25 protein-coding genes are annotated in these 26600 nt (G+C 64.4%); 15 read left to right on the top strand and 10 right to left on the bottom strand.

Going from position 1 to position 26600, the window contains the following annotated elements:
* Positions 1 to 206: 206 nt before the first annotated feature.
* Positions 207 to 1274, bottom strand: a complete 1068-nt coding sequence (locus ACKWRH_RS40970; protein ID WP_445218185.1) for a CobW family GTP-binding protein — start codon at positions 1272 to 1274, stop codon at positions 207 to 209.
* 120 nt (positions 1275 to 1394) lie between these two features.
* Between ACKWRH_RS40970 and ACKWRH_RS40965 the strand changes: the two genes are divergently transcribed.
* Entirely contained in the window at positions 1395 to 2492 is a 1098-nt protein-coding gene (locus tag ACKWRH_RS40965; protein WP_445218184.1) for a cyclase family protein, read from the top strand.
* A 196-nt stretch (positions 2493 to 2688) separates the two neighbouring features.
* Here the strand turns inward: ACKWRH_RS40965 and ACKWRH_RS40960 are convergent, their stop codons facing one another.
* From ACKWRH_RS40960 to ACKWRH_RS40950, 3 genes are read right to left on the bottom strand one after another with little or no spacing between them, the layout of a single operon-like run.
* Entirely contained in the window at positions 2689 to 4032 is a 1344-nt protein-coding gene (locus ACKWRH_RS40960) for a c-type cytochrome (RefSeq protein WP_445218183.1), read from the bottom strand.
* A complete protein-coding gene (locus tag ACKWRH_RS40955; RefSeq protein WP_445218182.1) occupies positions 4029 to 6194 on the bottom strand; it encodes a molybdopterin cofactor-binding domain-containing protein in 2166 nt (721 codons plus the stop codon). The genes ACKWRH_RS40960 and ACKWRH_RS40955 overlap by 4 nt, the downstream gene beginning before the upstream one ends.
* A gap of 8 nt (positions 6195 to 6202) precedes the next feature.
* The gene (locus ACKWRH_RS40950; RefSeq protein WP_445218181.1) at positions 6203 to 6667 is read right to left on the bottom strand and encodes a (2Fe-2S)-binding protein; all 465 of its coding nucleotides are present in this window, start codon (positions 6665 to 6667) and stop codon (positions 6203 to 6205) included.
* A 391-nt stretch (positions 6668 to 7058) separates the two neighbouring features.
* Here ACKWRH_RS40950 and ACKWRH_RS40945 point away from each other — a divergent pair, with 391 nt between their 5' ends.
* On the top strand, positions 7059 to 7496 hold the full coding sequence (locus tag ACKWRH_RS40945) for a hypothetical protein (RefSeq protein ID WP_445218180.1): 438 nt from the start codon (positions 7059 to 7061) through the stop codon (positions 7494 to 7496).
* Between the two features lie 56 nt (positions 7497 to 7552).
* Here ACKWRH_RS40945 and ACKWRH_RS40940 read toward each other — a convergent pair whose 3' ends face one another.
* The 4 genes from ACKWRH_RS40940 to ACKWRH_RS40925 form a co-directional block, all read right to left on the bottom strand.
* Positions 7553 to 7828 (bottom strand): hypothetical protein, encoded by a 276-nt coding sequence (locus ACKWRH_RS40940; RefSeq protein ID WP_445218179.1) that lies wholly within the window; start codon positions 7826 to 7828, stop codon positions 7553 to 7555.
* Positions 7829 to 8098: 270 nt separating this feature from the next.
* Entirely contained in the window at positions 8099 to 10069 is a 1971-nt protein-coding gene (locus tag ACKWRH_RS40935) for an AAA family ATPase (protein WP_445218178.1), read from the bottom strand.
* 429 nt (positions 10070 to 10498) lie between these two features.
* The gene (locus ACKWRH_RS40930) at positions 10499 to 11923 is read right to left on the bottom strand and encodes a methyl-accepting chemotaxis protein (protein ID WP_445218177.1); all 1425 of its coding nucleotides are present in this window, start codon (positions 11921 to 11923) and stop codon (positions 10499 to 10501) included.
* A 108-nt stretch (positions 11924 to 12031) separates the two neighbouring features.
* Positions 12032 to 13780 carry a methyl-accepting chemotaxis protein gene (locus ACKWRH_RS40925; protein ID WP_445218176.1) on the bottom strand — a complete coding sequence of 583 codons (1749 nt, stop codon included), beginning with the start codon at positions 13778 to 13780 and terminating at the stop codon, positions 12032 to 12034.
* A 203-nt stretch (positions 13781 to 13983) separates the two neighbouring features.
* Between ACKWRH_RS40925 and ACKWRH_RS40920 the strand changes: the two genes are divergently transcribed.
* From ACKWRH_RS40920 to ACKWRH_RS40890, 7 genes are all read left to right on the top strand, one after another.
* Entirely contained in the window at positions 13984 to 14730 is a 747-nt protein-coding gene (locus ACKWRH_RS40920; protein ID WP_445218175.1) for a YebC/PmpR family DNA-binding transcriptional regulator, read from the top strand.
* Between the two features lie 214 nt (positions 14731 to 14944).
* Entirely contained in the window at positions 14945 to 15472 is a 528-nt protein-coding gene (ruvC, locus tag ACKWRH_RS40915; protein WP_445218174.1) for a crossover junction endodeoxyribonuclease RuvC, read from the top strand.
* Between the two features lie 235 nt (positions 15473 to 15707).
* Positions 15708 to 16325: a Holliday junction branch migration protein RuvA gene (ruvA, locus tag ACKWRH_RS40910; protein ID WP_445218173.1), complete on the top strand. Its 618-nt coding sequence runs from the start codon at positions 15708 to 15710 to the stop codon at positions 16323 to 16325.
* Between the two features lie 20 nt (positions 16326 to 16345).
* Positions 16346 to 17380 carry a Holliday junction branch migration DNA helicase RuvB gene (gene ruvB, locus ACKWRH_RS40905; RefSeq protein WP_193375700.1) on the top strand — a complete coding sequence of 345 codons (1035 nt, stop codon included), beginning with the start codon at positions 16346 to 16348 and terminating at the stop codon, positions 17378 to 17380.
* Positions 17381 to 17526: 146 nt separating this feature from the next.
* Positions 17527 to 18441, top strand: a complete 915-nt coding sequence (locus ACKWRH_RS40900) for a metallophosphoesterase (protein WP_445218172.1) — start codon at positions 17527 to 17529, stop codon at positions 18439 to 18441.
* Positions 18442 to 18510: 69 nt separating this feature from the next.
* A complete protein-coding gene (ybgC, locus tag ACKWRH_RS40895; RefSeq protein WP_084794960.1) occupies positions 18511 to 18960 on the top strand; it encodes a tol-pal system-associated acyl-CoA thioesterase in 450 nt (149 codons plus the stop codon).
* A gap of 93 nt (positions 18961 to 19053) precedes the next feature.
* A complete protein-coding gene (locus tag ACKWRH_RS40890) occupies positions 19054 to 19521 on the top strand; it encodes a nuclear transport factor 2 family protein (protein WP_445218171.1) in 468 nt (155 codons plus the stop codon).
* 123 nt (positions 19522 to 19644) lie between these two features.
* Here the strand turns inward: ACKWRH_RS40890 and ACKWRH_RS40885 are convergent, their stop codons facing one another.
* On the bottom strand, positions 19645 to 20364 hold the full coding sequence (locus ACKWRH_RS40885; protein ID WP_445218170.1) for a type 1 glutamine amidotransferase: 720 nt from the start codon (positions 20362 to 20364) through the stop codon (positions 19645 to 19647).
* A 29-nt stretch (positions 20365 to 20393) separates the two neighbouring features.
* Complete coding sequence (locus ACKWRH_RS40880) at positions 20394 to 21320, bottom strand: LysR family transcriptional regulator (RefSeq protein ID WP_445218169.1); 927 nt, start codon at positions 21318 to 21320, stop codon at positions 20394 to 20396.
* A gap of 184 nt (positions 21321 to 21504) precedes the next feature.
* On the opposite strand from ACKWRH_RS40880, the gene ACKWRH_RS40875 reads away from it, so the two are divergent.
* From ACKWRH_RS40875 to ACKWRH_RS40850, 6 genes are read left to right on the top strand one after another with little or no spacing between them, the layout of a single operon-like run.
* A complete protein-coding gene (locus tag ACKWRH_RS40875; RefSeq protein WP_445222564.1) occupies positions 21505 to 22428 on the top strand; it encodes an N-carbamoyl-D-amino-acid hydrolase in 924 nt (307 codons plus the stop codon).
* A gap of 28 nt (positions 22429 to 22456) precedes the next feature.
* A complete protein-coding gene (locus ACKWRH_RS40870; protein ID WP_445218168.1) occupies positions 22457 to 23281 on the top strand; it encodes an ABC transporter substrate-binding protein in 825 nt (274 codons plus the stop codon).
* On the top strand, positions 23278 to 24135 hold the full coding sequence (locus ACKWRH_RS40865) for an amino acid ABC transporter permease (RefSeq protein WP_445218167.1): 858 nt from the start codon (positions 23278 to 23280) through the stop codon (positions 24133 to 24135). The genes ACKWRH_RS40870 and ACKWRH_RS40865 overlap by 4 nt, the downstream gene beginning before the upstream one ends.
* Positions 24132 to 24896 carry an amino acid ABC transporter ATP-binding protein gene (locus tag ACKWRH_RS40860; protein ID WP_445218166.1) on the top strand — a complete coding sequence of 255 codons (765 nt, stop codon included), beginning with the start codon at positions 24132 to 24134 and terminating at the stop codon, positions 24894 to 24896. The genes ACKWRH_RS40865 and ACKWRH_RS40860 overlap by 4 nt, the downstream gene beginning before the upstream one ends.
* Before the next feature lie 15 nt (positions 24897 to 24911).
* Entirely contained in the window at positions 24912 to 25727 is an 816-nt protein-coding gene (locus ACKWRH_RS40855; RefSeq protein WP_445218165.1) for an ABC transporter substrate-binding protein, read from the top strand.
* Entirely contained in the window at positions 25714 to 26598 is an 885-nt protein-coding gene (locus ACKWRH_RS40850) for a polysaccharide deacetylase family protein (protein WP_445218164.1), read from the top strand. The genes ACKWRH_RS40855 and ACKWRH_RS40850 overlap by 14 nt, the downstream gene beginning before the upstream one ends.
* The last annotated feature ends 2 nt before the right edge of the window (positions 26599 to 26600 follow it).

The following is a 26600-nucleotide window of genomic DNA, read 5'->3' as shown; positions in this document are numbered from 1 at the left end:
TCTTCGCGGTATTGGCCACCCTCCCCTGGAGGGGGAGGGTCGCTTCGCATGAAGCGAAGCGGAATGCGTAGCGGGGTGGGGTGACGGTCCCTCCGCGACGAACAGTGCCTGCGTGGAGAGATCACCCCACCCCGCTCGCGCTGCGCGCGATCGACCCTCCCCCTCCAGGGGAGGGTAAGAGCAGCGTCGCTCATTTCAAACGAGTCTCACGCTGTCGCGCGAACCGCCTGCCAGAGGTCCAACACGTCCGCGCGCGCGATCCCGCGCGTGATGAAGACGATGCGCGAGCGGCGATCGCTGTCGGGCCAGCGGCTAAGGGCGACCGGCGGATGGAAGACGTGATGCACACCATGGATCACGATCGGCGCCGGTTCGTCACGGAGATTGAGGATCCCCTTCACCCGCAGCAGATCCTGGCCGCGCGCGTTGCGTAAATGCGCAAGCCAGCGCGTCACGGCCATCCAGTCGAGCGGCTCGTCGAACGCCAGCATGAAGCTCGCGATCGACGCATCGTGATCATGATGGCCATGATCATGGTGCGCGTGATGATCGTGATGCGCATGGCCGGCGTGCGCATGTGGTTCCGCGAAGGCCCGCTCGTTGAGCCAGCGCTCAACGTCTATCCTTTTCAGCTCGGGATCGATCAGGCCGGCGCCGAATAGCTGCGCGGGATCGATCTCGCCGTGACTGACGCTTTCGATTCTGGCGCCGGGATTGAGCCGCCGCAGGCGCAGCTCAAGCGCCGCGATGTCCGCGATCAGGTCGCTCTTGGTGATCAACAGCCGGTCGGCCAGCGCCACCTGTTTCACCGCCTCATACTGCCGATCCAGCTGATGCGGCGCGTTGACCGCATCGACCGTGGTCACGACCGTGTCGAGCCGCAGGAAGTGTGAGACGAGAGGATTGTTGAGCAGGAGCTGCACGATCGGTGCGGGATCAGCGAGCCCGGTGGTCTCGACAAGGACACGGCGGAACGGCGGAATCTCGCCACGGTCCCGCTTCACCAGAAGGTCTCGCAGCGTCTGCTCCAGGTCGCTGCGGATGGTGCAGCAGATGCATCCGCTCGCAAGCACGGCGACTTCGCCATCGACGCGCTCGACCAGGAGATGGTCGAGGCTGACTTCGCCATACTCGTTGATGATGACGGCGCTGTCCTTCATGCCGTCGTGGCGCAGCAGGCGATTGAGCAGCGTGGTCTTGCCGCTGCCGAGAAAGCCGGTGATCAGCGAGACCGGAAGTCGCTGCGCGGATTTATCGCTTTCGAACAGGCCCATGGGAAGCTCTCGCGTCGACCGTCTTATTTTTGTCGCTGGACAACAGCGTAGCGGAGGAGGAGGTTAGCGGAAACAATTTTAGAGTCCGGACTTATCCGGACCACAACCTGGGAGGGTGCAATGTCTAATGAGATCAATGACGTAGATCAAGACGGCGGCGGCGCCACGACGGATCGCCGGACCTTGCTCCGCACCGCGGGCATCGCCGGAGTTGCTGGAGCCGCACTCGCCGGCTCGATGCATGGCAAGTTCTCGCTTGCACCGATCAGCGAGGCCCAGGCGCAGACTGCAACCTCCATGCCCAAGGGCACCGACAAGCCCTGGTGGCCATCGAAATGGGGCAAGGACGACGAGTCCGGCGCATCCAACCACATGACCCCGGCGAAGGTCCTCGACGCGGCGAAATGGATCAAGGACGGCAAGATCTACAAGATCGGCCGCGTGTACGAAGCCGCCATGCCGCTGTTTGGTGCGCGTGTATTCGCACTGCGCATTCCCGGCAGCCCGACCGGCGGGCCGTTCGGTGACAACAAGATGGTCTATCACGACGAGTTTCTCGCCACCGAGATCGGCCAGACCGGCACGCAGTTCGACGGCCTCGGCCACATCGGCATCCAGATGGGCAAGGAGGGCGACAAGAGCGAGATGCGATTCTACAACGGCTTCACCGCCGCCGAGATCAGCGACGCCTACGGCCTGAAGAAGCTCGGCATCGAGAAGCTCAAGCCGATCTTCACCCGCGCGCATCTGATCGACATGGTCGCTCTCAAGGGTGGCATGATGGATGCGGGGCAGGAGATCACTTCGGCTGACATCAAGGCGGCGCTGGCGAAGCAGAACATCCCCGAGAGCGACATCAAGCCCGGCGACGCGATCATGTTCCACACCGGCTGGGGCTCGTTGTGGATGAAGAACAACGATCGCTTCAACAGCGGCGAGCCGGGCATCGGCCTCGACGCTGCGAAGTGGGTGGTCGAAAAGGATCTTGCGCTGACCGGCGCAGACACCTGGGCGGTCGAGGTGGTGCCCAATCCCGACAAGACGCTCGCCTTCGTGGTCCATGCCGAGCTGCAGACCAAGAATGGCATCCACAACCACGAGAACCTGATCTTCGACGAGCTGATCGCCGAGAAGAAGTATCAGTTCGTCTATTCCTTCACCCCAGCGCCCATCAAGGGCGCCACGGGAAGTAACGGCTGCCCGATTGCGATTACTTGACAGACCTGTAGGGCATTCACGCTGCCACCCTCCCCTGGAGGGGGAGGGTCGATCGTGCGCAGCGCGAGCGGGGTGGGGTGACGGTCCCTCCATTGAAGCGGTGCCCGTGTGGAGAGATCACCCCACCCCGCTGTGCATTCCGCTTCGCTGCATGCACAGCGACCCTCCCCCTCCAGGGGAGGGTAAGAGGACCGCGTTACTCCGCCGTCTGCTCCCGCAGCTCCGCGACGTCCTTCGCCGTCAGCTTCGAGCCCTTGGTGCCGAACCGCGCCGTGACGTAGTTCGCCACCGCCGCGATCTCGTCGTCGCTATACGCATCGCCGAACGCCGGCATCGAGAGCGCGCCGTCGGGCGTATGCCGCTTGGTGCCCGACAGCACGATCTGCGCGACGTTGGTGGCGGCGGGGTCGTTTACGGCCCAGGTACCGGTCAGCGTCGCCATCGGCGAGACAGGGCTCTCGCCGCTCCAGCCGTGGCAGCTGGCGCAGGCGCTGGCGAACACCATCTTGCCGCGTGCGTCTGCCGTGACGCCGTCCTTGTGCGAGGCGGGCGCGACCGGCGCCGTGGTCGCAGGCAGGTCGGGCGAGGCCACCGGCGGCACGCTGCGCAGATAGGTGACGACCGCGCGGATGTCTTCGGGAGCGAACTGGCTGAAGCTGTGATCGACCGCTTCGCCCATCGGACCCGAGGCCGAGCCGTGGCCCGGTGCGTGGCCGAGCGAGAGATACGAGATCAGGTCCTCGTCGCGCCAATTGCCGAGGCCGGTGGCCTTGTCGGAGGAGATGTTGAAAGCGCGCCAGCCCGCCGTGATTGCGCCGCCGAACTTCTTGCGGTTGTCGAGCGCAAAGCCGAGATTGCGCGGCGTGTGGCACTCGCCGCAATGCGCCAGCGCTTCGGCGAGATACGCGCCTCTGTTCCACTCCGGGCTCTTCGAGGTATCCGGCGTGAAGCGCGTGTCCGGATTGAATACGGCCGACCAGAAGATCATCGCCCAGCGCTGGTTGAACGGGAACGACAGCGTGTTGTCGGGCGCTTTCGCGCGCACTGCCGGCAGGCTGAACAGATACGCCTTCACCGCCAGCACGTCCTCGTCGGTCATGTAGGTGTAGGACGTGTAGGGCATGGCCGGATACAGCCGCGCTCCGTCATGACGCGTGCCGCGCTGGACCGCGTTGAGGAAATCCTGGTCGCTGTAATTGCCGATGCCGGTGTCCTTGTCCGGCGTGATGTTGGTCGAATAGAGCGTGCCGAACGGCAGCTTGAAGCCGAGCCCGCCGGAATATTCCTTCTCGCCGGGCTTGGTGTGGCAGACCATGCAGTCGGCCGCCTTTGCGAGATACTCGCCGCGCTCGACCAGACTCGCTTTCTCCAGCTTGGCCGGTACGCCGGTCGGCTTGCCTGCGCGATAATCCGCCAGCGCCACTTTGGTGCCGCCGGCGAAGTCGAGCGGGCCGGGCCCGCGGATGATCCAGACGCCGAGCGCCGCCACCACGATGGCGATCACGACCAGGCTTGTGAGGATACGCATCTTGCCGCTCATGCCTTCTTCCCCGCAGCCAGAAGTTTCCGGTCGATCGGCAGGCGCCGCAGCGCCACGCCGGTTGCGGCGTAGATCGCGTTGCGCAGCGCAGGTGGTCCGGCATTGACGCCGGCTTCGCCGATGCCGCCCGGCGCCTCGCCGCTCTTGACCACGATGACCTCGATCTTCGGCGTCTCGTTGATGCGCATCATGCGGTAGTCGTGGAAGTTCGACTGCTGCACGCGGCCCTTGTCGATGGTGATCTCGCCATAGAGCGCGGCGGTCAGGCCGAAGATCAGCCCGCCCTCGATCTGCGCCTTCACCGTGTCGGGGTTGACCGCAATGCCGGTGTCGACCACCGAGGTGATGCGGCGCAGCGTGATCTCGCCGATGTCGTCGATCTCGGCTTCCACCACGGTTGCGATGAAGCTTGCGAAGGACGGCTGCACGCAGATGCCGCGGCCGACGCGCGGCGGCAGCTTCTGGCCCCAGCCGGACTTTTCGGCGACCTGGCTGAGCACCGCGAGCATGCGCGGGTTCTTGGTCAGCATGGACTTCCGGAATTCGATCGGATCCTTGCCGGCCTTGCGCGCGAGCTCGTCCATCGCGCATTCGACCGCGAATACGTTGTTGTTCGGGCCGACGCCGCGCCAGAAGCCGGTCGGCACCGCCGGCGGCTCGGCACGGACATATTCGACATGGAAGTTGGAGAAGTCGTAGGGCGCATCCACCGCGGCGTCGATCGCGTCGATGTCGATCCCCTTCTGGAATGCCGGCGGCAGCCAGCGCGCCAGCACGGCGGAGCCTGCGACCTTGTACTTCCAGCCCGCGATCTTGCCGTCGACCAGCGATGCCGTGATCTGGTCGCGATAGACCGGACGGTAGACGTCGTGCTGAATGTCCTCCTCGCGGGTCCACACCACCTTCACGGGGTAATCGACCTGCTTGGCGATCTTGACCGCCGCGACCACCATGTCCGGCTCGAGCTTGCGGCCGAAGCCGCCGCCGAGCAAATGCTGGTTGACGATCACCTTGTCGACGGGAAGGCCGGCGGCTTTCGCGGCCTCCGACTGCACGCGGGTCATGATCTGTGTGCCGGTCCAGATCTCGCAAGCATCCGGCCTGACATGGACGGTGGCGTTGATCGGCTCCATCGAGGCGTGCGCGAGGAACGGCAGCTCGTAGGCCGCCTCGAACCTGTCGCCGCTGGCGAGAGCCTTGGCGATGTCGCCGTCGGATTTTGCGACCGCGCCGTCCTTCTCGCTGGCCTTGCGCAGGTCGTCCCAGATGTCCTTGGTGGAGATTTTGGCGTTCGGCCCCTCGTTCCACTCGATCTTGAGCGCTTCGAGACCCTTCTTGGCCGCCCACATGTGATCGCCGATCACGGCGACGGCGTCGTCGAGCACGACGACCTTGCGCACGCCGGCGACTTTCGTCGCGGCGCTGTCGTCGACCTTGCCGACCTTGCCGCCGAACACCGGGCAATTGGCGATCGCGGCGATCTTCATGCCGGGCAGGATGGCGTCGATGCCGTAGAGCGCCTTGCCGTTGACCTTGTCCGGCGTGTCGAGCCGCTTCAAGGGCTGGCCGATGAGAACGAAATCCTTGGGATCCTTGATGGCAACGTCCTTCGGCGGCGTCTGGCCTTGGGCTGCAAGCGCCAGCGCGCCATAGCCGAGCTTGCGGCCGCTCGCGGCATGCGCGACCTCGCCCTTCGACGCCGTGCAGCTTGCGGGATCGACGCCCCACTGGCTGGCTGCGGCCTGCACCAGCATCGCGCGTGCGGTGGCGCCGGCCTTGCGCAGCGGCAGCCACCAGGCGCGGATCGAGTTGGAATTGCCGGTGACCTGGAGACCGAAGGTCGGATTGCCGTAGAGCTTGTCGTTGGGCGGGGCGTGCTGAACCTCGACCTTGCTCCAGTCGGCATCCAACTCTTCAGCGAGCACGGCCGAGATCGAGGTGTAGGTGCCCTGGCCCATCTCGACCTGCGGCATCATCAGGATCGTGCGGCCGGTCTCGTCGATCCGGATGAAGGCGTTCGGTGCGAACTTGCCCTCGGTCACATCGCGCTGCACCGGCTCGTTGGCGGCGGCGCGCAGCGGCAGGTGGAAGGCGAGCACGAAGCCGGTGGCGAGACCGCCGGTCAGCAGCGTGCGGCGGGAGAGGCTGTTGTGTGCATTCATGGCGGACCTCAGGACTGACGGCCGTTGGCGGCCTGCTTGATGGCCTCGCGGATGCGCACATAGGTGCCGCAGCGGCAGATGTTGCCGGCCATCGCGGCGTCGATGTCGGAATCATCCGGATGCGAGGTGGTTGCCAGCAACGCGGCGGCCGCCATGATCTGGCCGGACTGGCAATAGCCGCACTGGATCACCTCGAGATCGAGCCAAGCCTTCTGTACCTTCGCGCCTGCGGGAGTGTTGCCGACATGTTCGATGGTGGTGATGGCGCGGTTCGCGACCGCGCTGACCGGCAGCACGCAGGACCGCACCGCCTTGCCGTCGACATGCACCGTGCAGGCACCGCATTGCGCGATGCCGCAGCCGAATTTGGTGCCGGTCATGCCGAGGATGTCGCGCAGCACCCACAGCAGCGGCATTTCCGGCGGCGCGTCGAACGATTTGGCTTCGCCGTTGATGGTGAGAGTTGTTGCCATAAGCATCCCCTTGCTCGCTTGATCGCTTGCGGCGATCTAGTCGGCGAATTCGTGCGCGACAATAATCATACTGATGCGAAGCGATGAAGCGCCAGAATTTCCGGCGATGCATATTTGCGCTGCCGACGCGTCAGGCCATGACGTTCACGAATTTGTGCGGCGACCGCTGCAACGAAATTGGGCTAAGTGATATGATAATCGTCATGTTTTAACGCATTTTCGTCGCACGCATCGTTGATCGCCGCAGATGATCGTGCGAATGCGGAAATTCATGCGATGACGAAATTCGTGCGATTGGGAAAGTCGGAGCCTGCGCGCGGCGCTCAACCTCGCCGCTGAGCACGACAAGCGTATCCAGAACGCCGATGCTTGGACGACCGGACTGGAGTCGTTGCTCGACGCGACGGTCGCCAGAGACGTCATCCTTGACGACCGCACGGTCAGCCGGTTCGTCGCCGCGAGCTATGGTCACGACGCTGCGCTCGGCCTGTACGTCGATGTGTTGGGGACAGGAAGCCGGCCGAGTCAGGTTTCACGGCTTTTGATCGAGGACCTGCACGGCGGTGCGATGCCGAGGCTGTCAATGCCGCGCAGCGGCAAAGGTCGCAGCGCAAACAGAGCAACTCGCGTGAACGAGCGCATCGGCGTGCCGATCACGTTAGCGTTGGCCGAGAAACTGAAGCGTGTCGCCAAGGGCCGCCCCGCCGATGCGCCGCTGCTGCTGCAGGGCAATGGTAAGACGTGGGGCGACGCCGATGGCAAGGGCTCGTCGGACGGCGCGACGGCCGAGATCGCGTGCAGCTACTTCGCGGTCGAGCTGTTGAGGTAACGGATCGAGGAGGAAAGGCGCGGACGGTGAGAACTTTGACAACACTTCCGATGATGTCAAAACCTACCCGTGGTGCCACCGCAGACGCGCACGCGGCGCTCGCGCCAGCCATACCCGTCCCAGAAGCGCTGGGTTATCCAGTTGCAGGGCGGGATCGGCTCTCCAACCGGGGCATCGACATAGCCCGACCAGTACGGATAGCCGCCGGGTCCGGGATAAGTGCGCGGATACGGATTGCCGCCGGGGCCGTAATCATAGCGCGGACCAGCATAAACGGGCGAGGCTGCTGAAACGACCAAAGTAGCGACGAAAGCGAGAGCCATCTTGCTCATGGTGATACCCTTCCAACGCAGCGAAAGCTGCAGCAAAAGTTACCTTGGACACCGGGCAAGCGAAACTCCGATCAGCGGTCCGCTGCGGCCACTGGTAGCCCCAACCATGGTCAAAGCGCCTGAAATCGTCGTTTTTCGGTTTGCAACCATCCCAGAACCGCCCTCGGAGCTGGCTTCTGCCGTTTCGCGGCTCTGGTGCACCGTCATGGCCCGCTAGCTTGTGGCCGCCACACAGGCGTGAGCGACGACGCCCTTCGTCCGGCCATCCTGCTATTTGATCAAAGCATTTAGCGCCCTGAAGGCTGCTTCAAACCGATCCTTTGCCTCTTTCGGCACCTTCGATCCCAACTTCTTTGAGTTCTCGCTGAAATAGCGAGCTGGGCGATAGTGACTAAAACTGCCTTCCTTCATGGGCGTCTCGGCAAAATGTTTCTCTAATCGCTGCAGGACACGTGGCTCCTTCGACTTGAGAGCTTTGACCTCAATCTCAGCCTGAAGATGAGAACCAAATTCGGCGTTGACCAATCCGACGTAGAACTCTGCCCCAAACATATCCTCAATGTCAGCTTCCGACGTCTTTGTGAAATCTGCGAACGTCAGGACGTTCGCCTTCTTCAGCAGCTTCTCGCGGTACAGACCTTCGATCTTTTGTTGATCGGTCGATTGGCTGTCGATCAACGTAGCAATGGTCATGCTCTTCTGAGCGCCAAGCAGTGCGACGAATGTTGGGACCTTGGCGGCCCCTCCTACCGGCGTGATGGTCCATCGTGAGTCGAGGCCCGTCCTCTTGTCTTCTTGTAAAATAGCGGACATCGCTTGCAAGAAAAGTAAGTCAGCCGCGCCCTCGACGACTAGAGTGTACGGACCCACGAACAGCGTCTGATGCAACTCGTACCCGAGAGCACCCTGAAGTGGGAAAAGGCTATCAGCACTTGCAGCGAAAATATCCTCAAGAACCTGCGTACCTTCCGTGATGCCGTCCGCATCCAATTCTGGATCGATGCTCTTGTCTTGGACGATGCGAACTCGGTCAAAATGCTCCGGATCAATCATGAAAGGGGAGTGCGTCGTATAGATGAGCTGATGCGCGCCCTTTAACTCAGTTTCAAAATAGCGAAGCAGATCATGCTGCGCCTTTGCGTGCAGAGTAAGGCCCGGCTCATCAAGGAGCAGAATCATTGGCTCGTCACCACGCTTTACGTCCGAATACCAAGCCAAGAAAGAGAAGAACCAAACGAAACCGCGCGACCGACTCCCCAGTTCGGTGGTCACTTGATGACGGGTGTCGTAAACACCGCCCCAGATATTCGTGCCCTGTCGCATGTTAGCAGGGTCGCCCGGCCGCCCGGGCCGAACGTCAAACGTCATCCGCAGATGTCTGTTCTGAGACCAATATTTCAGCACCTGCCGTGTGAGATGGTTGCTTGCGCCCTCCAGCTTGCTCTTCAGTTCGATAGTGCTCGCTGGATTGATGAGTTCTGGAAGTTTGAGCCGCGCCAATCTGATCAGGCCGAGTAGCGGATGGTCGGAGGGCTTAAGCTGGCTTGGGTTGGCAGCTTCGCGCTGCATCAGGGCTTCAATGTTCTCGTGCCCTGTCATCTGGTAGTATTCGTCGAAGTAAAGGAATTGCGGCCTGCGTGGCTTGAGAATCTTACTGTAGATATAGCCGCTCAAGTTGAGTTTTTTCACTTCAGCGAGCAGGTTGAGCAGTCTGGTGACTTCTGCGGTTTGCTCTTGCGCTTGTAGGATCGCCGTCAATCCGTCCGCCGTCATCGCGGCACCCTTTAGCGCCTCCTTGATTTGATCCGACAGGTCGGCTTCGCGAATGAGATGTTCTAAGCCTTTCGCCGAGTCCGCAGCGAACGAGTAGGTCCTGTTGTTGTCGTAGTCCTTCGAAAACGAGATTTCGAGATTCGTGACGCATTCATCGCCGAACATTTCGCTGATGGCAGCGATCTCCTCCGCATCGAGCGAATAGCACGCCTGAATTGGCACAGCCGTCTTTCGCTTTCCTGCTTCGACTGCATGCCGATAGTCCTCGACATCCATTCGCGGATAGTCGGTTGTGACGTCGAAGTTTGCATCAGCAGGAACTACGGGGTTCAGCTTGTAGAGCGCCTTCAGCAGCGTGCTCTTGCCGGCTTCGTTCTTGCCGACCAAGGCAGTGATCTCAGAGACCGTAACGCGGCCTGAATCACGAACGCTTTGGAAATCCCGAACATGAAACCACTTAAGCTGCATGACTCCCCCAACCCCGCAAAAACCGCACTAAGCCGCGAGCCGGCGGGAGGTGTCAATTAACGCGAGCAGATGGCTATTCGCTACCCACAGAATACCTTGGTCCTCGCCAACGCGATCTGAAATGCCGTAACGAAAACCGGATCGAAACGCACATCTTCCGCCAGTGTCAGCGGAATTCGATTTTTTACACCCGCTAGACATTGGTCGTCTTGCGCGTTGATAGTATTGCGCTATTTCCGCTATGGACTTTCCCGCAAGGGAAGAAGGAATGCTTGCACAACTTCGGAATAATAGAATTATACGCCTGTTTTGCCCGACGGGTCAAACTGCGTCGTGGCCTGCCGACGTAAGCCGTTGATTCCCCACGCCCCGGCTACTGTGCATGGGGTTGTTTTTCAGGTTTTCATTCAAGGGCCGCAGGAGCGGTCGTCAGCTCTGCCGAAAACCCATCCGGAAGGCGCCCCAGTGCTTGCCGCGGATCACGATCGGCGAGGATAGGTCCTTCATCAGCACGAACTGTCCGCCGCCCATGTCGCGGCGATAGGTCTGGAGCAGGAACGGTTTTGTGTTGGCCGCGACCTTCTTCACCGCGCGGTCGCTGAACAGGCGGCGGTTGCGGCAATTGGCGTTGTTCCAGACCGGGTCCTTGCCCTGCGGCAGGCGGTAGTTCGGGTTGTGGGTCGGCAGATAGCCGCCCTTGGCCCAGGCGACGCAGAACACGATGCGGGGGTCTGACTTCTGGATCGGGTCCTGGATGGCGGGCAGCACGCGGTCGGTGAGGTCGACGTAGTTGGTCTTGTATTGCTTGGGATCGGTGCCGGGGATTTCCCGGTAATTCTCGTCCATGAGCTGGTCGAGCGTGATCTCGCCGCGGTCGATTGCGGCCTCGAACTCGTCCGAGATCCGCTTTGCGGTCTCGACGACGATTCGGATCAGCGGCGCATCCGATGTCTCCACGCCGCTGTCGGCGATCATTGCGATCAGCGCTTCGGACGTGTCGAGCAGCTTTGTCACGCGCTGATCGGCGTTCCTGAGATCGCGCGAGGACAGGTCGACGCCCTTGGCGAGCTCGTTGAGCTCGCTGATGACCGTGTCGCAATGGCCGAGATTGGAGGTCGCGGCGCGCGTGACGCTGTCGATCTCCGCTTCCACCGAGGCAAAACCCTGCTGGACCCGCGAGATGATGCCGGAGATCTGCTGGGCGCCTTCGCCGGCGGTCTTGGCGCGTTGCGAGGCGTCGCTGCTCTCGCCGATCAGGCCTTCGATCTGGCCGTCGAGATCGCGCACGGTGTCGGAGATCTGATGCGTGGCCGCACGGGTGGCCTCCGCAAGGTTCTTCACCTCGCTTGCGACCACGGCAAAACCGCGGCCGGCGTTGCCGGCGCGGGCCGCTTCGATGGTGGCATTGAGCGCGAGCAAATTGGTCTGCTTGGCGATCGCCTCGATCGAACCGGACACTTTTGCCACCTGCGCCAGCGCCGAGCCGACGGCGCTCAAGCGGGCCTCGATCCGCTCAACGGCTGCGACGAGCTCGGAGATGTGGCTGACCGCGGTGTCGACCGCGCCGCGCGACTGCGCGATCTCGCCGACCGCCGCCGATGCGGTCGATTGCACCGCTTGTGAGGCATTGGCGATATCGTGATTGGCCGAGACCATCGTCTCGGCCGTCTCCTGGAGGTGATGGAACCGTTCGGACTGGTTCGCGACGCGGTTTGCGACTTCCTGGACGTTGCCGGCGATGTCGGCGAGCTCCACGCCGAGACCGCCGATGCGGTCGGCGAGCTGGTCGATCAGGCGTTCGGCAAGTGTCCGGTTGGAGCCGGTGTCCAGGACTGCAAGTTGTGCGACGGACATGTTTTGAGAGTCCTCCAGTCAGAGCCGTTCGCCGGCTCTCCGCGGCATTCCCATTCCAATTCCAGCCTTAAAGGATGATTCGCGGCCGGCGTCTTGCCTGAGCGTGCACTACAGCTTGTAAGCCGTGCGGAATCCGCCCCAGTGCCGGCCCTGCACGCGGATCGGAACGTCGATCTCGCGCATCATCACGGTGTTGCCGTTGCCCATGTCGCGGGCATAGCTCTGGACCAGGTACGAGCGCAGGTTGCGTGCGGCGGCCAGCCCCGCCGGATCGTTGAAGATCCGCCGGTTGCGGCTGTTGGCCGTGTTCCAGGCGACATCGCCCGGCCGCTGCGGATGCGAATAGATCTTGTTGTGCACCGGCAGGAAGCCGTTGCGGTCGACCATGGCGCAGAACGCCATGCGCGGTTCCTTGGCGAGAAAGGCCTCCTGGAACGGCGGCAGCGCGCGGTCGGCCCAGTCCAGATATTTCGTGCGGTATTGCTGCGGATTGGTGCCGGCGATCTCCGCATATTCGGTGTCGAAGAGGTCGTCGATCTTGACCTCGCCGCGCGCGACCGCCTGCTCGAAAATCCGGGTCAGCGCCGTGCCGGCTTCCATGGCGCGGGTGACGAACTCGGTGTTCTCCTCGTGGATCGACCAGAGCCTGTCTTCGATCTTCTCGCTGAGATCGGCGTTGGGGCTGACGAATTGCGCGCGGGCGCCGGCCTTGGTCTGCTCGATGACGCGCAGGCGGCAGGCGCCGACGCCTTCGAGCGTGCCATCGACGACGGCCTGCGTGGCAAGCTTCGCCGCCTCCGCGCCGCCGATCAGCACGCCGTCCATCGCGATCTCGTAGACCTGCAACACGCCCCGCGCGGTTTCGAACTTGAGATGGCAGGGCAGCCGCTCGGTCTTGCGACGGTCGTCGTGCTCGCTCTGGCGCAGCAGCACCGCACAGCGCGATTTCAGCTTCCGCGCGAAGGTGGTGACGGCCTTGCCGGCGCTGGCGACGTTCTCGCCGTGGGTCTCGGCCGCCTTGGTCGCGGCATCGATCTCGGCGGCGCTCTCGCCGACCGAGATGATGAACTGCGACGCGCTTGCCGCGTTGCCGGAGACCTCGCTGGTGGTGGCATTCTGTTCGGCGACCGCGCCGTTGACGGTGTCGAACACCGGGCGGATCGCCTCGATCGCCTGCGCGATGCGATGCACGGCGTCGGCCGAGCCGGCGGCGTCGCGCTGGAGCGCGTCGATCTTCCTGGTGATCTCCTCCGTCGCACCCTGGGTCTGCACCGCGAGCGCCTTCACTTCGGTGGCGACGACCGCAAAGCCCTTGCCGGCCGCACCCGCACGCGCGGCCTCGATGGTCGAGTTGAGTGCGAGCAGCGTCGTCTGCCGGGCGATCTGCGCGATCAGATTGACGACATTGCCGATGGCGGCAGAGGATTCGCGCAGGCGGTCGACATTGGCGCGGGCTTCCTGCGCCGCGGCGCTGGCTTCGTCGGCGAGCTTGCCGGCCTCGCGCACCTGCGCGCCGATGCCTTGCGCGGACTGGGTGAACTTGTCGGCGGCATGGGCAAAGGTGGAGGCGGTCGATTGCGCTGCATTGGTGCGGCCGGTGAGGGCGTCGGTGCGCTCGCGAATATCCGCGAGCGTTGCCGCGGTCGCCTCCGCGCCGCCGGCCACCGAATTGGCGGCCCGCTCGAGCTGGCGGATCATGGCGCCGAGCTCGAGTTCCAGCAGCTCCAGGATTTCCCTGGCGGAATCGCCCTCGGCCGACGGGGCTGGCGCGGGATCGACCGGCGACGGCGCGGCCTGTGGGGCTGCCACGGGCGCGGACAAGTCGGGCAGACGCTTCCGAAATAATGCGAAGGCCATCAGGTCACTCTTGTCGGGGAACGGGCGGTTGCTATTTTCGCAGGCCGGAATGAAATCATGGTTAACGGTGCCTGACTCCTAGGCACGGGGCACTACGGTATTACCTTAAAGTCGTAGAGCCTCTTTCATTCCGGTGGGTTGGCGGCCTATAAGGCCGCGCTTCCCACGCTCACCTTTGGCGCACGATTCCTGACGAGACACGCATGGCCGGACATTCCCAATTCAAGAACATCATGCACCGCAAGGGGCGGCAGGATGCCCAGAAGTCGAAGCTGTTCGGCAAGCTGGCGCGGGAAATCACCGTCGCGGCCAAGCTGGGCACGCCCGACCCCAACATGAACCCGCGCCTGCGCGCCGCCATCATCGCGGCGCGCCAGGAGAACATGCCGAAGGACAATATCGAGCGCGCCGTCAAGAAGGCGCTCGGCAACGAGGGCGAGAACTATGACGAGATCCGCTACGAGGGTTACGGCCCCGGCGGCGTCGCCGTCATCGTCGAGGCGCTGACCGACAACCGCAACCGCGCCGCTTCCGACATCCGCTCCTTCTTCACCAAGTCGGGCGGCAATCTCGGCGAAACCGGCTCGGTCTCCTTCATGTTCGACCGCACCGGCATCATCGAATACGACCGCAGCGTCGCCTCCGACGACGCGGTGCTGGATGCCGCGATCGAGGCCGGCGCCGATGACGTGGTCTCGGGCGAAGGCGGACACGAGATCTACGCCTCGACCGAAAGCTATCGCGACGTCGCCAAGGCGCTGGAAGCCAAGTTCGGCGAGCCGCGCAAGGCCGCCCTGATCTGGAAGCCGCAGAATACGGTCGCGGTCGACGACGAGACCGGCGAGAAGCTTTTGAAGCTGATGGACCTGCTCAACGAGCACGACGACGTCCAGCACGTCTACGCCAATTTCGAGGTGTCGGACGCACTGATGGCGAAGATGGGCGGGTAGGGGCTGCTCTCGTGTCCCGGACGCGCCGCAGCGTGAAACGCTGCTGCGCAGAGCCGGGACCCACGGTGCATCAAGCGCTGGCGGCGACATGGGCCCCGGTTCAGCAGCGCACTGCTTCCCAATGCGCTGCGCCCGGGGCACAACGCCCCACTTCCCCTGTTACTTCCGTTCTGTTTCTGTTTCCCCCACCGCAGCCAGCCGCTATCACTGGCCCATGACTGCGCTCCCGATTCGTGGCCCCGTTCGCATCATCGGCATCGACCCCGGCCTGCGCCGCACCGGCTGGGGCGTGATCGAGGCCGAGGGCAATCGTTTGATCTACGTCGCCTGCGGCTCGGTGGAACCGCCGGACGATTTGCCGCTGGCGAGCCGGCTGCTCGCGATCCATGAGGGGCTTGCCGCCGTCCTGTCCGGTCACAAGCCGATGGAAGCCGCGGTCGAGCAGACCTTTGTGAACAAGGACGGCGTCGCGACGCTGAAGCTCGGCCAGGCCCGCGGCGTCGCCATGCTGGCGCCCGCGATGTTCGGCATTACTGTCGCCGAATACGCGCCGAACCAGGTCAAGAAGACGGTGGTCGGCGCTGGCCACGCCGACAAGCACCAGATCGCGATGATGCTGAAGATTTTGCTGCCGAAAGCCGAGCCGCCGTCAGCGGACGCCGCCGACGCGCTCGCCATCGCCATCACCCACGCCCATTACCGCCAGAGCACGGCACTCAGGCTGAAGGTGGCGGGACTCTAATGCGTGAGCCAAATATGAGCCGCACATGCGGTGCGCTCCCTCCCCCCTTGCGGGGGAGGGTGGGGGAGAGGGGTAGCCGCGGCGACGGTGTTACCGTCGTCAGCAAGTTCGGCACGCCATCCTCGCGCCTTCGAGAAAGTCCCCGTGTGGCACCCCTCTCCCTGCCCCTCCCCCGCAAGGGGGGAGGGAACGGACAGACATTGCCGCGTGTCCTTCAAGTCGTGGGTGCCGGACTATGATCGGCAAGCTCAAGGGTCTGATCGATACCTACGGTGAGGATTTCGTGATCCTCGACGTCGGCGGCGTCGGCTATCAGGTGCACTGCTCGACGCGCACGTTGCAGCATCTGCCGTCGCCGGGCGAGGCCGCCGTGCTGTCGATCGAGACTTACGTCCGTGAGGACCAGATCAAACTGTTCGGCTTCCGCACCGATCAGGAGCGCGAATGGTTTCGCCTGCTCCAGACCGTGCAGGGCGTCGGCGCCAAGGTCGCGCTCGCCGTGCTCGGCACGCTGGCGCCTTCCGACCTCGCCAACGCGATTGCGCTGCGCGACAAGGCCGCGGTGGTACGCACGCCCGGCGTCGGCCCCAAGGTCGCCGAGCGCATCGTCACCGAATTGAAGGACAAGGCGCCGGCCTTCGCCAATGTCGATCCCGCCGTCGTGCATCTCGCTGGCGCCGTCGACGACCAGCGCGCGCCGCGCCCGGTGGCAGATGCGATCTCGGCGCTCGTCAATCTCGGTTACGGCCAGCCGCAGGCCGCCGCGGCCATCGCCTCGGCCTCGCGCAGCGCGGGTGAGGGCGCCGAAACGGCGCAGCTCATTCGCCTCGGCCTCAAGGAGCTCGCGAAGTGAGCGATCCCAAGGCCAATCGCATGGTCTCGCCCGAGCGCCGCAGCGACGATGTCGGCGATACTGCGCTACGTCCGCAATCGCTGTCCGACTTCGTCGGCCAGCAGCAGGCGCGCAAGAACCTCTCGATCTTCATCGAGGCGGCACGCAAGCGCGGCGAGGCGCTCGATCACGTGCTGTTCGTAGGTCCCCCCGGCCTCGGCAAGACCACGCTGGCGCAGATCGTCGCCAAGGAGCTCGGCGTCGGCTTTCGCGCCACCTCGGGTCCCGTGATCGCCAAGGCCGGCGATCTCGCCGCACTCCTCACCAACCTCGAAGAGCGCGACGTGCTCTTCATCGATGAAATCCATCGGCTCAGCCCGGCGGTAGAAGAGGTGCTCTATCCCGCGATGGAGGACTTTCAGCTCGACTTGATCATCGGCGAGGGGCCGGCGGCGCGGTCGGTGAAGATCGAGCTGTCGAAATTCACGCTCGTCGGCGCCACCACGCGCGCCGGCCTCCTCACCAATCCCTTGCGCGACCGCTTCGGCATTCCGGTCCGGCTCAACTTCTATACGATCGAGGAGCTGGAAAGCATCGTCACCCGCGGCGCGCGCGTGCTCAATGTCGGCATGAGCGCCGACGGCGCCAACGAGATCGCGCGCCGCGCCCGCGGCACGCCGCGCATCGCCGGCCGCCTGCTGCGGCGCGTGCGCGATTTCGCCTCCGCCGCCGATGCCGCCTCGATCGATCGCAAGATCGCCGACCACGCGCTGAGCGCGCTCGAGGTCGACGCCGCCGGCCTCGATGCCATGGACCGCCGCTACCTCACGACCATCGCGCAGAACTATGGTGGCGGCCCGGTCGGCGTCGAGACGATGGCTGCCGCGCTGTCCGAGCCGCGCGATGCGATCGAGGACATCATCGAGCCTTATCTCATTCAGTGCGGCTATCTCCAGCGCACTCCGCGCGGCCGCCTGCTCACGTCGCACGCCTTCCGCCATCTCGGCATCGCCGAGCCCTCGCGCGATGCCGCGGCACAGTTCGGCCTGTTCGGCTCGGACGAGAGCGACGACTGATCTCGCGCCGGGCGCAGCTATTGTCATGAACTCCCGGTAACCTTTGTGCAGACAGTCTGCACGCAAATGCAGGCCGTCTGCACGAGCGGACCCCAATTCCGCTCCAATCGGACCGCATCACAAAGCTGCATCACCATCGGGCTTCCATGATCACGCGTCGTCATCTCATCCGTTCCATCGGCGGCCTGTCCGCGCTCGGCGTCTCGACCGCGGCCTATGGCGTCGGCATCGAGCCGCTGCGGCTCCGCATCACCCGCTATCACCCGACCCCGCGGCAATGGCCGGCGGATTTTCCGCTCAAGATCGCCATCGTCACCGACATTCATGCCTGCGATCCCTGGATGTCGCTGGAGCGGATCGAGGGCATCGTCGATCGCACCAATGCGCTCAACGCCGATGTCATCGTGCTGCTCGGCGACTATGTCGCGGGTGTTCACCAGGTCACGCGCATCATTCCGTCAAGCGAATGGGCCAAGGTGCTCGCGGGCCTCAAGGCGCCGCTCGGCGTGCATGCCGTCATGGGCAATCACGACTATTGGGTGGACAGGGCCGTGCAGCAGGCCGGTCACGGGCCGACAGCCGCCCATCGCGCGCTGGAGGCGGCCGGCATTCCCGTCTACGAGAACGACGTCGTGCGTCTCACCAAGGACGGACGCTCCTTCTGGCTCGCGGGCCTCGGCGATCAGCTCGCCTACTATCCCGCGAAGCGCTATGGCCGCGTGCATCGGCTTGGCGCCGACGATCTCGCGGGCACGCTGGCGAAGGTCACCGACGATGCGCCGGTCATCCTGCTTGCGCATGAGCCCAATATCGCGCCGCTCGTACCCGCGCGCGTCGCGTTGCAACTGTCCGGCCATACCCATGGCGGCCAGGTCCGCCTGTTCGGCTGGTCGCCGGCTGTTTCGCCTCAGCACGGCGTGCGGCTCGCCTATGGTCACTTCCGGCTGAAATGCGACGTCATCGTCTCCGGCGGCCTCGGTTGCAGCATCATGCCGGTCCGCGTCGGCGTGCCGCCGGAAATCGTCGAGGTGACGCTGGGAAGGACGCCGGCCGTGGCATAACCTGCGCTTGCGCGGCCGGCTGTTTTTGCGCAAAACGGGCCGGTTGCAAAAAGCGAAGAGGCTCGCGACGTGACAGCCCATCTCGACGGCGAGATCCGCGACGGCCGCCATCACATGCAGGTCCGCGTCTACTACGAGGATACGGACTTTTCCGGCATCGTCTATCACGCCAATTATCTCCGCTACATGGAGCGCGGGCGCACCAATCATCTGCGGCTGATGGGGGCCGAGCAGCAGGCGCTGTTCGACCAGGTCGAAACGGAGGGCGCGGGCTTTGCCTTCGTCGTGCGCTCGATGCATCTGGACTTTCTGAAGCCCGCGCGGATGGACGACGTCCTCGACGTCGTGACGTGGCCGGTTGCGGTGAAGGGCGCCTCCATTATGCTGGCGCAGGAGGTGCGGCGGGCTGAGGACGTGCTGGTGAAAGCCGAGGTGCGCGTCGCCTTCATCAGCGGCGGCCGCGCCCAGCCGATCCCGAAATCGATCCGCGCCCTGATGAAGGCCGATCTGATTTCCTGATCGCCCGATAAGTGATCGGCCGATAGGTGATGGCCTATCGACTCCGCCAATTGCAGCGATAAATTGCGGCCCGGACCAACCGATGAGGCCACCATGTCGCGCCCGCCGCTTCCACCCTTCACCCGTGAGACCGCCGCGCAAAAGGCCCGCATGGCCGAGGACGCGTGGAATTCGCGCGATCCGGTAAAAGTCTCGCTTGCCTATACCGAGGACAGCCGCTGGCGCAACCGCTCGGAGGTGTTCCAGGGCCGGGAGGCCATCGTCGCGTTCCTCACCCGCAAATGGGAGAAGGAGCACGAGTATCGCCTGATCAAGGATCTCTGGGCCTTCGACGGCAACCACATCGCGGTGCGCTTCCAATACGAATGGCACGATGCGGGCGGCCAGTGGTATCGCTCCTACGGCAACGAGCAGTGGGAGTTCGACGAGCACGGGCTGATGCGGCGCCGCGAGGCGTCGATCAACGATATCGCGATTGCGGAGAAAGACCGCCGGTTTCACTGGCCGGCGCCGGGACCGCGGCCGGCGGATGTGCCGGGGCTGGGGACGGATCCGTTCTGAGACGCGTAAACAACTCTCGCCCCTCATGGTGAGGAGCCGCGAAGCGGCGTCTCGAACCATGCAGGCCCCGCCGTTGTTGCATCCGGGCCTCTATCCTTCGAGACGCGCGCGAGAGCGCGCTCCTCAGGATGACGAGATAGATTTGCGAGCGAGAAACCGCGTGATCGCCCCACCCAGCTTCGCGTTGTCCATCGGCTCCGCTAGCGACTCCCGCGCCGTCGCAACGACATCGCCCGGCGCCTTGCCGTCGCGGAGCTCGCAGCACACTTGCGCGAACTCCGCGTCGAATTCCGGATGCGGCTGCACGGTCAGCGTGGTGCCGTTGGCGTAGAGCAGGCCGGCATGCGGGGTGAATTCGGACGAGAGGATCGTCAGCGCATCGATGGGCGGCTCGACCACCTGGTCCTGATGCGAGGCGGCGATCGCAACCGCTTCGCCGTCGACGACACCGTTCTCCGGCAGCACCTGATAGACGTGGCGGCCGATGCCCCAGCCCTTCTCCGACTTCTGCACGGTGCCGCCGAGTGCCTGCGCGATCAGCTGATGGCCGAAGCAGACACCGACCATCGGCGTCTTGTTGGCGTAAGCCGTGCGCACGAAATCTTCCAGCGGCACGATCCAGTCGGGCCCGTCATAGACGCCGGCGGCAGCGCCGGTGATCAGCACGGCTTCGAGCTTGCTCGGGTCGGGGAGTGCGTCGCCATTGGGGATGCTGACGACGTCCACCGTGGCGGTCGGGTCCTCGGCGCGGACCATGCGTTCGAACATGTCGGGAAACGAGCCGTGCTGCTCGCGATATTTTTGCGGGACTTGTCCGGTCTCGATGATGGTGATGCGTGCCATGTGCCCCCCAGGTCAAAAGATTGCGAAGCTCAGTCGCTTTCTGCCCCATGTTGCTGGTGTGGCGCTGGGCGCTCCAGCAGTGCGCTCTCTTTCCGGACCTCGTTGAGAAACGCCTTGGCCAGGCGCGACAGCGGCTCGGCTTCCGACCATAGCATATAGGCGACGGCGTGCGTCGTGGGCGTGAACGGCCGCACGACGAGGCCGCTGCCGCCGTTCTGTCGCGGCGAGAACGGATCGACCACGGCGGCGCCGACGCCGGCTGCGGCGAGCACGCAGGCCGTGTTGCAGTAGCGCACCTCGACGGTCGGCTGGAACGGCGCGCCGGCGCGGGCAAAGCTGTCGCGCACGGCTTCACCGAGGCGCGTGCCGCGCTCGAGCCCGATGAAGGGCATGCCGGACAGATCCGCGGCCGAGATCACGGGCCTGTCGGCGAGAGGATGCTGCGGCGGCAGCACGCAGACCATCTCGCCGGTATGCACCACCTCATGCGCGATACCAGGGTGATGCGTCAGCCCCAGCGCGAAGCCGAGCTCGGCAACGCGACTGAGCACCCCCTCGATGATGCCCTCATAGCGCCGCACGTCGAAGAACACGCGCGTCTCCGGGCGACGGCGAAGGAAGCTCGATAGCGCCGACGGGATGATGCTATAGGCCAGCGGCGGCGTCGCGACGAGCGCGAGATGCCCGGAGCGGTTCTCGCGTAGATCGCGGACGCGGTTCTCGAGCTTGGCGTGCAGTGCAAAGATCGCTTCGCTCTCCTTGTAGAGCGCCATCGCCTCCGCGGTCGGAAACAGCCGGTTGTTGACGCGCTCGAACAGCGCAAAGCCCGCCTGCGCCTCCATCGTCTTCAACGCGTTGCTGACCGCGGGCTGCGACAGCGCCAGTTCGTCCGCCGCCGCCACCGTGGTGCGATGGCGGATGACGGCACGCAGGATCTCGAGCTGACGCAGGTTCATATCACTGCCGATTATACTCTGGGCCAAAACATCATAGCAGAACGAATTGATTTTGCAGCCCCGCTTCCGCGTAATGGTCGCGGATTTGCACGTCGCATCAAAGGGTTCATTCGCCCATTGAGGCAGCACTGCGCACATATTGGAGGCAATCTTGGTTCGTGTCCTTCGCGCCGCCGCCGCACAGATGGGGCCGACGCAAAAAGCCGATACGCGCGAGCATACGCTGGCGCGAATGCTCGACATGCTGGAGGAGGCCGCCGGCCGCGGCGCCAGCCTCGTGGTGTTTCCCGAGCTTGCCTTCACCACTTTCTTCCCGCGCTGGCTGCTCGAAGGCGCCGCGCTCGACCATTACTTCGAGCGCGGCATGCCGAACCCGGCGGTGGCAAAGCTGTTCGACCGTGCGCGCGCGCTGCGCGTCGGCTTCTATGTCGGCTATGCCGAGCTGACGCCGGACGGTCGACGCTATAATTGCGCCATCCTGGTCGACCGCGACGGCGAGATCCTCGGCCGCTATCGCAAGGTGCATCTGCCGGGCTCGGTCGAGCCGCGCGAAGGCGCACGCTACCAGCAGCTCGAGAAGCGCTATTTCGAATACGGCGACCTCGGCTTTCCCGCTTTCCGCGCCGGATCGGCCTGGGCCCACGCCATCATGGGCATGATGATCTGCAACGACCGCCGCTGGCCGGAATCCTGGCGCGTGCTCGGCCTGCAAGGCGTTGAACTCGTCTGCATTGGCTACAATTCGGCGGCCTACGATCCCAATGGCGGCATGACGGAAGACGGAGCGCTCCGCACCTTCCACTCGACGCTGGTGACGCAGGCCAATGCCTACATGAACGCGACCTGGGCGATCTCGGTGGCGAAGGCGGGCGAGGAGGACGGCTCCGGGTTGATCGGCGGCTCCTGCATCGTCGATCCCAATGGCCGCATCGTCGCGCAAGCCCAGACTCTCGCGGACGAAGTCATTGTCGCCGACATCGATCTCGATCTCTGCCGCCAGGGCAAGGACAAGATGTTCAACTTCGCCGCCCATCGGCGGCCGGAGCAATACAGGGTGATCACCGAACGTGCCGGCGTCATCGAGCCGGCCGTTCTCGACGCGGACTGACTGGCACGGCGCTGGCAAAGGAGCTGACATGACACGCCTCTCGCATTTCCTCAGCCTAGCAGCGTTGGCTGCCGTGATGTCCGCACAGGCGGCCGAGCTTCCGGCGGAGATCAAGCAGGCGGGCACGTTGAAGCTCACGGTCAACTCCACCTACGCGCCGATGGAGTACCGCGATCCGGCCACCAACGAACTCGTCGGGCTCGACGTCGATCTGGCAAACGAACTTGCGAAGCGGCTTGGCGTAAAGATCGTCTGGAGCGAGACGCCGTTCGCCGAGCTGATCCCGTCGCTCCAGACCAGGCGCGCGGACTTCATCATCTCCGGCATCTCGGATCGCGCCTCGCGGCGCGAGACCGCCGATTTCGTCGACTACCTCGCGACTGGCCCGCAGTTCTTCGTGATGGCGGACAATGCGGCCAAGGACGCGACGGATCTCTGCGGCAAGAAGGTCGGCACCACCCGCAGCACCAGCTTCCCGGTCGAGATCGAGAAGTGGAGCAAGCAGAACTGCGAGCCGGCCGGCAAGCCGGCGATTCAGTACGTCCCCGGCGAAAACTCGATCGACGTCCGCAACCAGCTCAAGCAGGGCCGTATCGACGCCGCCGTGCAGGGCAGCGAGACGCTGCCCTACGCGCAGACGCAGGAACCCGGCAAATATCGCGTCGTCGGCGAGCCCTTCGCCAAAGGCTATCAGGGCATCATGTTCCGCAAGGACGATGCGGCCTTGCGCGAGGTGGTGACGGAGAAGCTCACGGCGATGATCGCCGACGGCGCCTACAAGGCCGTTCTCGACAAATGGGGCTTGGGGGCCAACGCGGTGGCCCAGCCCATGTTGAATGCGGCATCACAATGAAGCCGGTGCCGGCACTCGCGGAGGGTTTCCCTGACTTCTCGGGGATGCGGATCGCGCGCGAGCCGCACTGGTTTCGCTGGCTCAGCGCGGCCGTGATCGTCCTCGTGCTGGCGGCGATCGTGCGCGCCTTCGCCGGCGGTCAGATCGAATGGTCCTATGTCAGCCGCTTCCTGACCGGAAAAGTCATTCTCGAAGGCATCGTCAACACGATGGTGATGGCGGTGCTGGCGATGGCGCTCGGCATTGTCCTCGGCGTCGTCGTCGCGGTTATGCGGCTGTCGCCCAATCCGGTGCTGAAGACGGTTGCGGCCGGCTACACCTGGCTGTTCCGTGGCACGCCGCTGATCCTGCAGCTGCTGTTGTGGTTCAACCTCGCGCTGGTGTTCCCGACCATCGGCATTCCCGGCCTGTGGTCTGCGCGCGCGGTCGACGTCATGACGCCGTTCCTCGCCGCGCTGCTCGGGCTCGGCATCAACCAGGGCGCCTATACGTCCGAGGTGATGCGCGCCGGCATGCTGTCGGTCGACATCGGGCAATACGAGGCGGCGCAGGCGATCGGCATGGGGCGGCTGCGCGCGCTGCGCCGGATCATCCTGCCGCAGGCGATGCGCGTCGTGATCCCGCCGCTCGGCAACGAGTTCATCGGCATGGTGAAGGCGACCTCGCTCGCGAGCGTCATCCAGTATCCGGAACTGCTGCACAACGCCGAAAACATCTACTACGCCAATTCCCGCGTGATCGAGCTGCTGATCGTCGCCGGGCTCTGGTACCTGCTCGTGGTCTCGATCCTGACGCCGCTTCAGATGCTGCTCGAACGCCGTTTTGCCCGCGGCACATTGCGGCTGGCGCGATGACAAAACCCCTCGTCGCGATCCGCTCCGTCAGCAAGAGCTTTGGCGAGTTCCAGGCTCTCAGAAGCGTCTCGCTCGACGTCTGGCCCGGCGAGGTGATGTGTTTGATCGGCGCCTCCGGCTCCGGCAAGACCACGCTGCTCCGCTGCATCAATCAGCTTGCCGCGATCGATGCCGGCGGCATCTGGCTCGACGGCGAGCTGCTTGGCGTGCGCGAGCAAAGCGGGCGACTCTATCGCCTCAGCGAGCGGGAGATCGGGCGGCAGCGGCTGAAGACCGGCATGGTGTTCCAGCGCTTCAACCTGTTTCCGCACAAGACCGCGCTGGAGAATATCACCGAAGGTCCACTTCAGGTGCAGGGGCGAAAATCCGACGAGGTGCGCGCGGAGGCGCTCGAACTGCTCCGGCGCGTCGGATTGTCCGCCAAGGCGGACTGGTATCCCGCGCAGCTCTCCGGCGGTCAGCAGCAGCGCGTGGCGATTGCGCGTGCGCTCGCCATGAAGCCGATGCTGATGCTGTTCGACGAGCCGACCAGCGCGCTCGATCCGGAACTCGTCGGCGAGGTGCTCGCGGTCATGAAGGAGCTGGCGCGGAGCGGCATGACCATGATGGTGGTGACGCACGAGCTCGGCTTCGCGCGCGAGGTCGCCGACCGCGTCGTCTACATGGATCAGGGTGCGATCGTCGAGCAGGGGCGCGCCTCGGACGTATTGGGTGCGCCGCGCGAGGAGCGCACCAAGGCATTTCTTTCGGCAGTGATCTGAAATGGGGGCGTGTTGATGAAGAGACTTTGGGTTGCGGCGGCGCTTTTCGGCGCCATGACCGTTTCGGCCTTGTCCATCGAGCTGCCGGCGGAGATCGCCAAGCGCGGCAGCCTCAAGGTGGCGCTGGTGCCGAACTATCCGCCGATGGAATTCCGCGATCCCGCCACCAACGCGCTGTCCGGATTCGACATCGATCTCGGCGAAGCCATCGGCCGTAAGCTTGGCGTCAAAATCGAATGGCAGGAGACGAGCTTTGCCGAGTTCATGCCGTCGATCTCGACCGGGCGCGTGGACGCCATCCTGTCCGGTTTCACGGACTACGCGAGCCGTCACGACATCGCGTCCTTCATCGATTATCTCAGGAGTGGCCCGCAGTTCTTCGTGCAGAAGTCGCGCAAGGCGGAGTTCAAGGACGCGGCATCGCTCTGCGGCAAGAAGGTCGGCGCCAGCCGCCGCACCATGTTCCCGGCGCAGATCGCGGCGTGGAGCGAGAAGAATTGCGGCGGCAATGCGATCCAGTTCGTCGGCACCGACGGCTCGGCCGACGCGCGCACCCAGCTCAGGCAGGGCCGCATCGATGCCGCCGCCCAGGGCAACGAGACGCTGCCCTACATCATGGACCTCGAGCCCGGCGCCTATGCGCCCGTGGGCGAGCCCATCGCGCAGCAATTCACCGGCATTGCCCTGCCGGTCAAGGAAAAGGCACTTCAGCAGGCCATTCTCGAAGCGGTCGATGCGCTGATCGCCGACGGCACCTACAAGACCCTGCTTGCCAAGTGGAAACTGAACGACAACGGATTAGAGAAGGCGACCATCAATGCTGGACAGTAAGGCACTCAAGAGCATCCCGCTCGTTCCGGCCAACACCGCCGATCCCGCGCCGGAATATCCCTGGCCGAAGCCGTACACTTCGGCGATGTTCCTCTCCTTCGACGTGGACGCGGAGAGTGCGTGGACCAGCAAGGACGCGGTGCACGCGCAGCGGCTCATCACCATGAGCTATGGCGGCTATGAGGCGCGCGTCGGCACGCCCAAACTCTTGGAGCTGCTCGACCAGCTCGATCTCAAGGCGACCTTCTTCGTCACGGGATGGTCGGTCGATGCACATCCGGTGATGGCGGAATCCATCCTCAAGGCCGGCCACGAGATCGGGCATCACGGTTATCACCACCTGTTGCCAGATCCCGGCGACCCCTGGATCGAGGAGGAGCTGGAGCGCGGCTTCGAGGCGCTGAAGCGCCGGCTCGGGGTCAGGCCGACCGGCTACCGCGCGCCCTATGGCGAGTTCACCGAGGAGCTGCGCGCAGCACTCGTACGCCACGGCATCGTCTACACGTCCTCGTTCCGCGACGACGTGCGGCCCTACCGCCATCGTCTCGCCGACGGCAAGCCCGGCACGATCGAGCTACCGGTGACCGCCAGCTATGACGACTGGATGCACGGCCTCTCCGCCCGCTTCAGCCCGCGCTCGATCTTCCCCAAGGAGCATGTGCTCTCGATCTGGAAGGACGAGCTCGACGAAACCAGGGATTGGGGCGCGATGGTGACGACCGTGCTGCATCCCCAGTGCAGCGGCCGTCCGATGCGGCTGCGCCTGCTGCGCGAGTTCCTGACCTACGCAAAGTCATGCCCGGACGTCTGGATCGCGACCGGCGAGAAGATCGCGGAGAACTTCCTGCGCCACGAAGCCGGTAACCGCTGAGC

The organism is Bradyrhizobium sp. Pa8 (assembly GCF_052588265.1).
The sequence above is the reverse complement of the archived record's forward strand: the minus strand, read 5'-3'. Positions and strand labels throughout refer to the sequence as shown.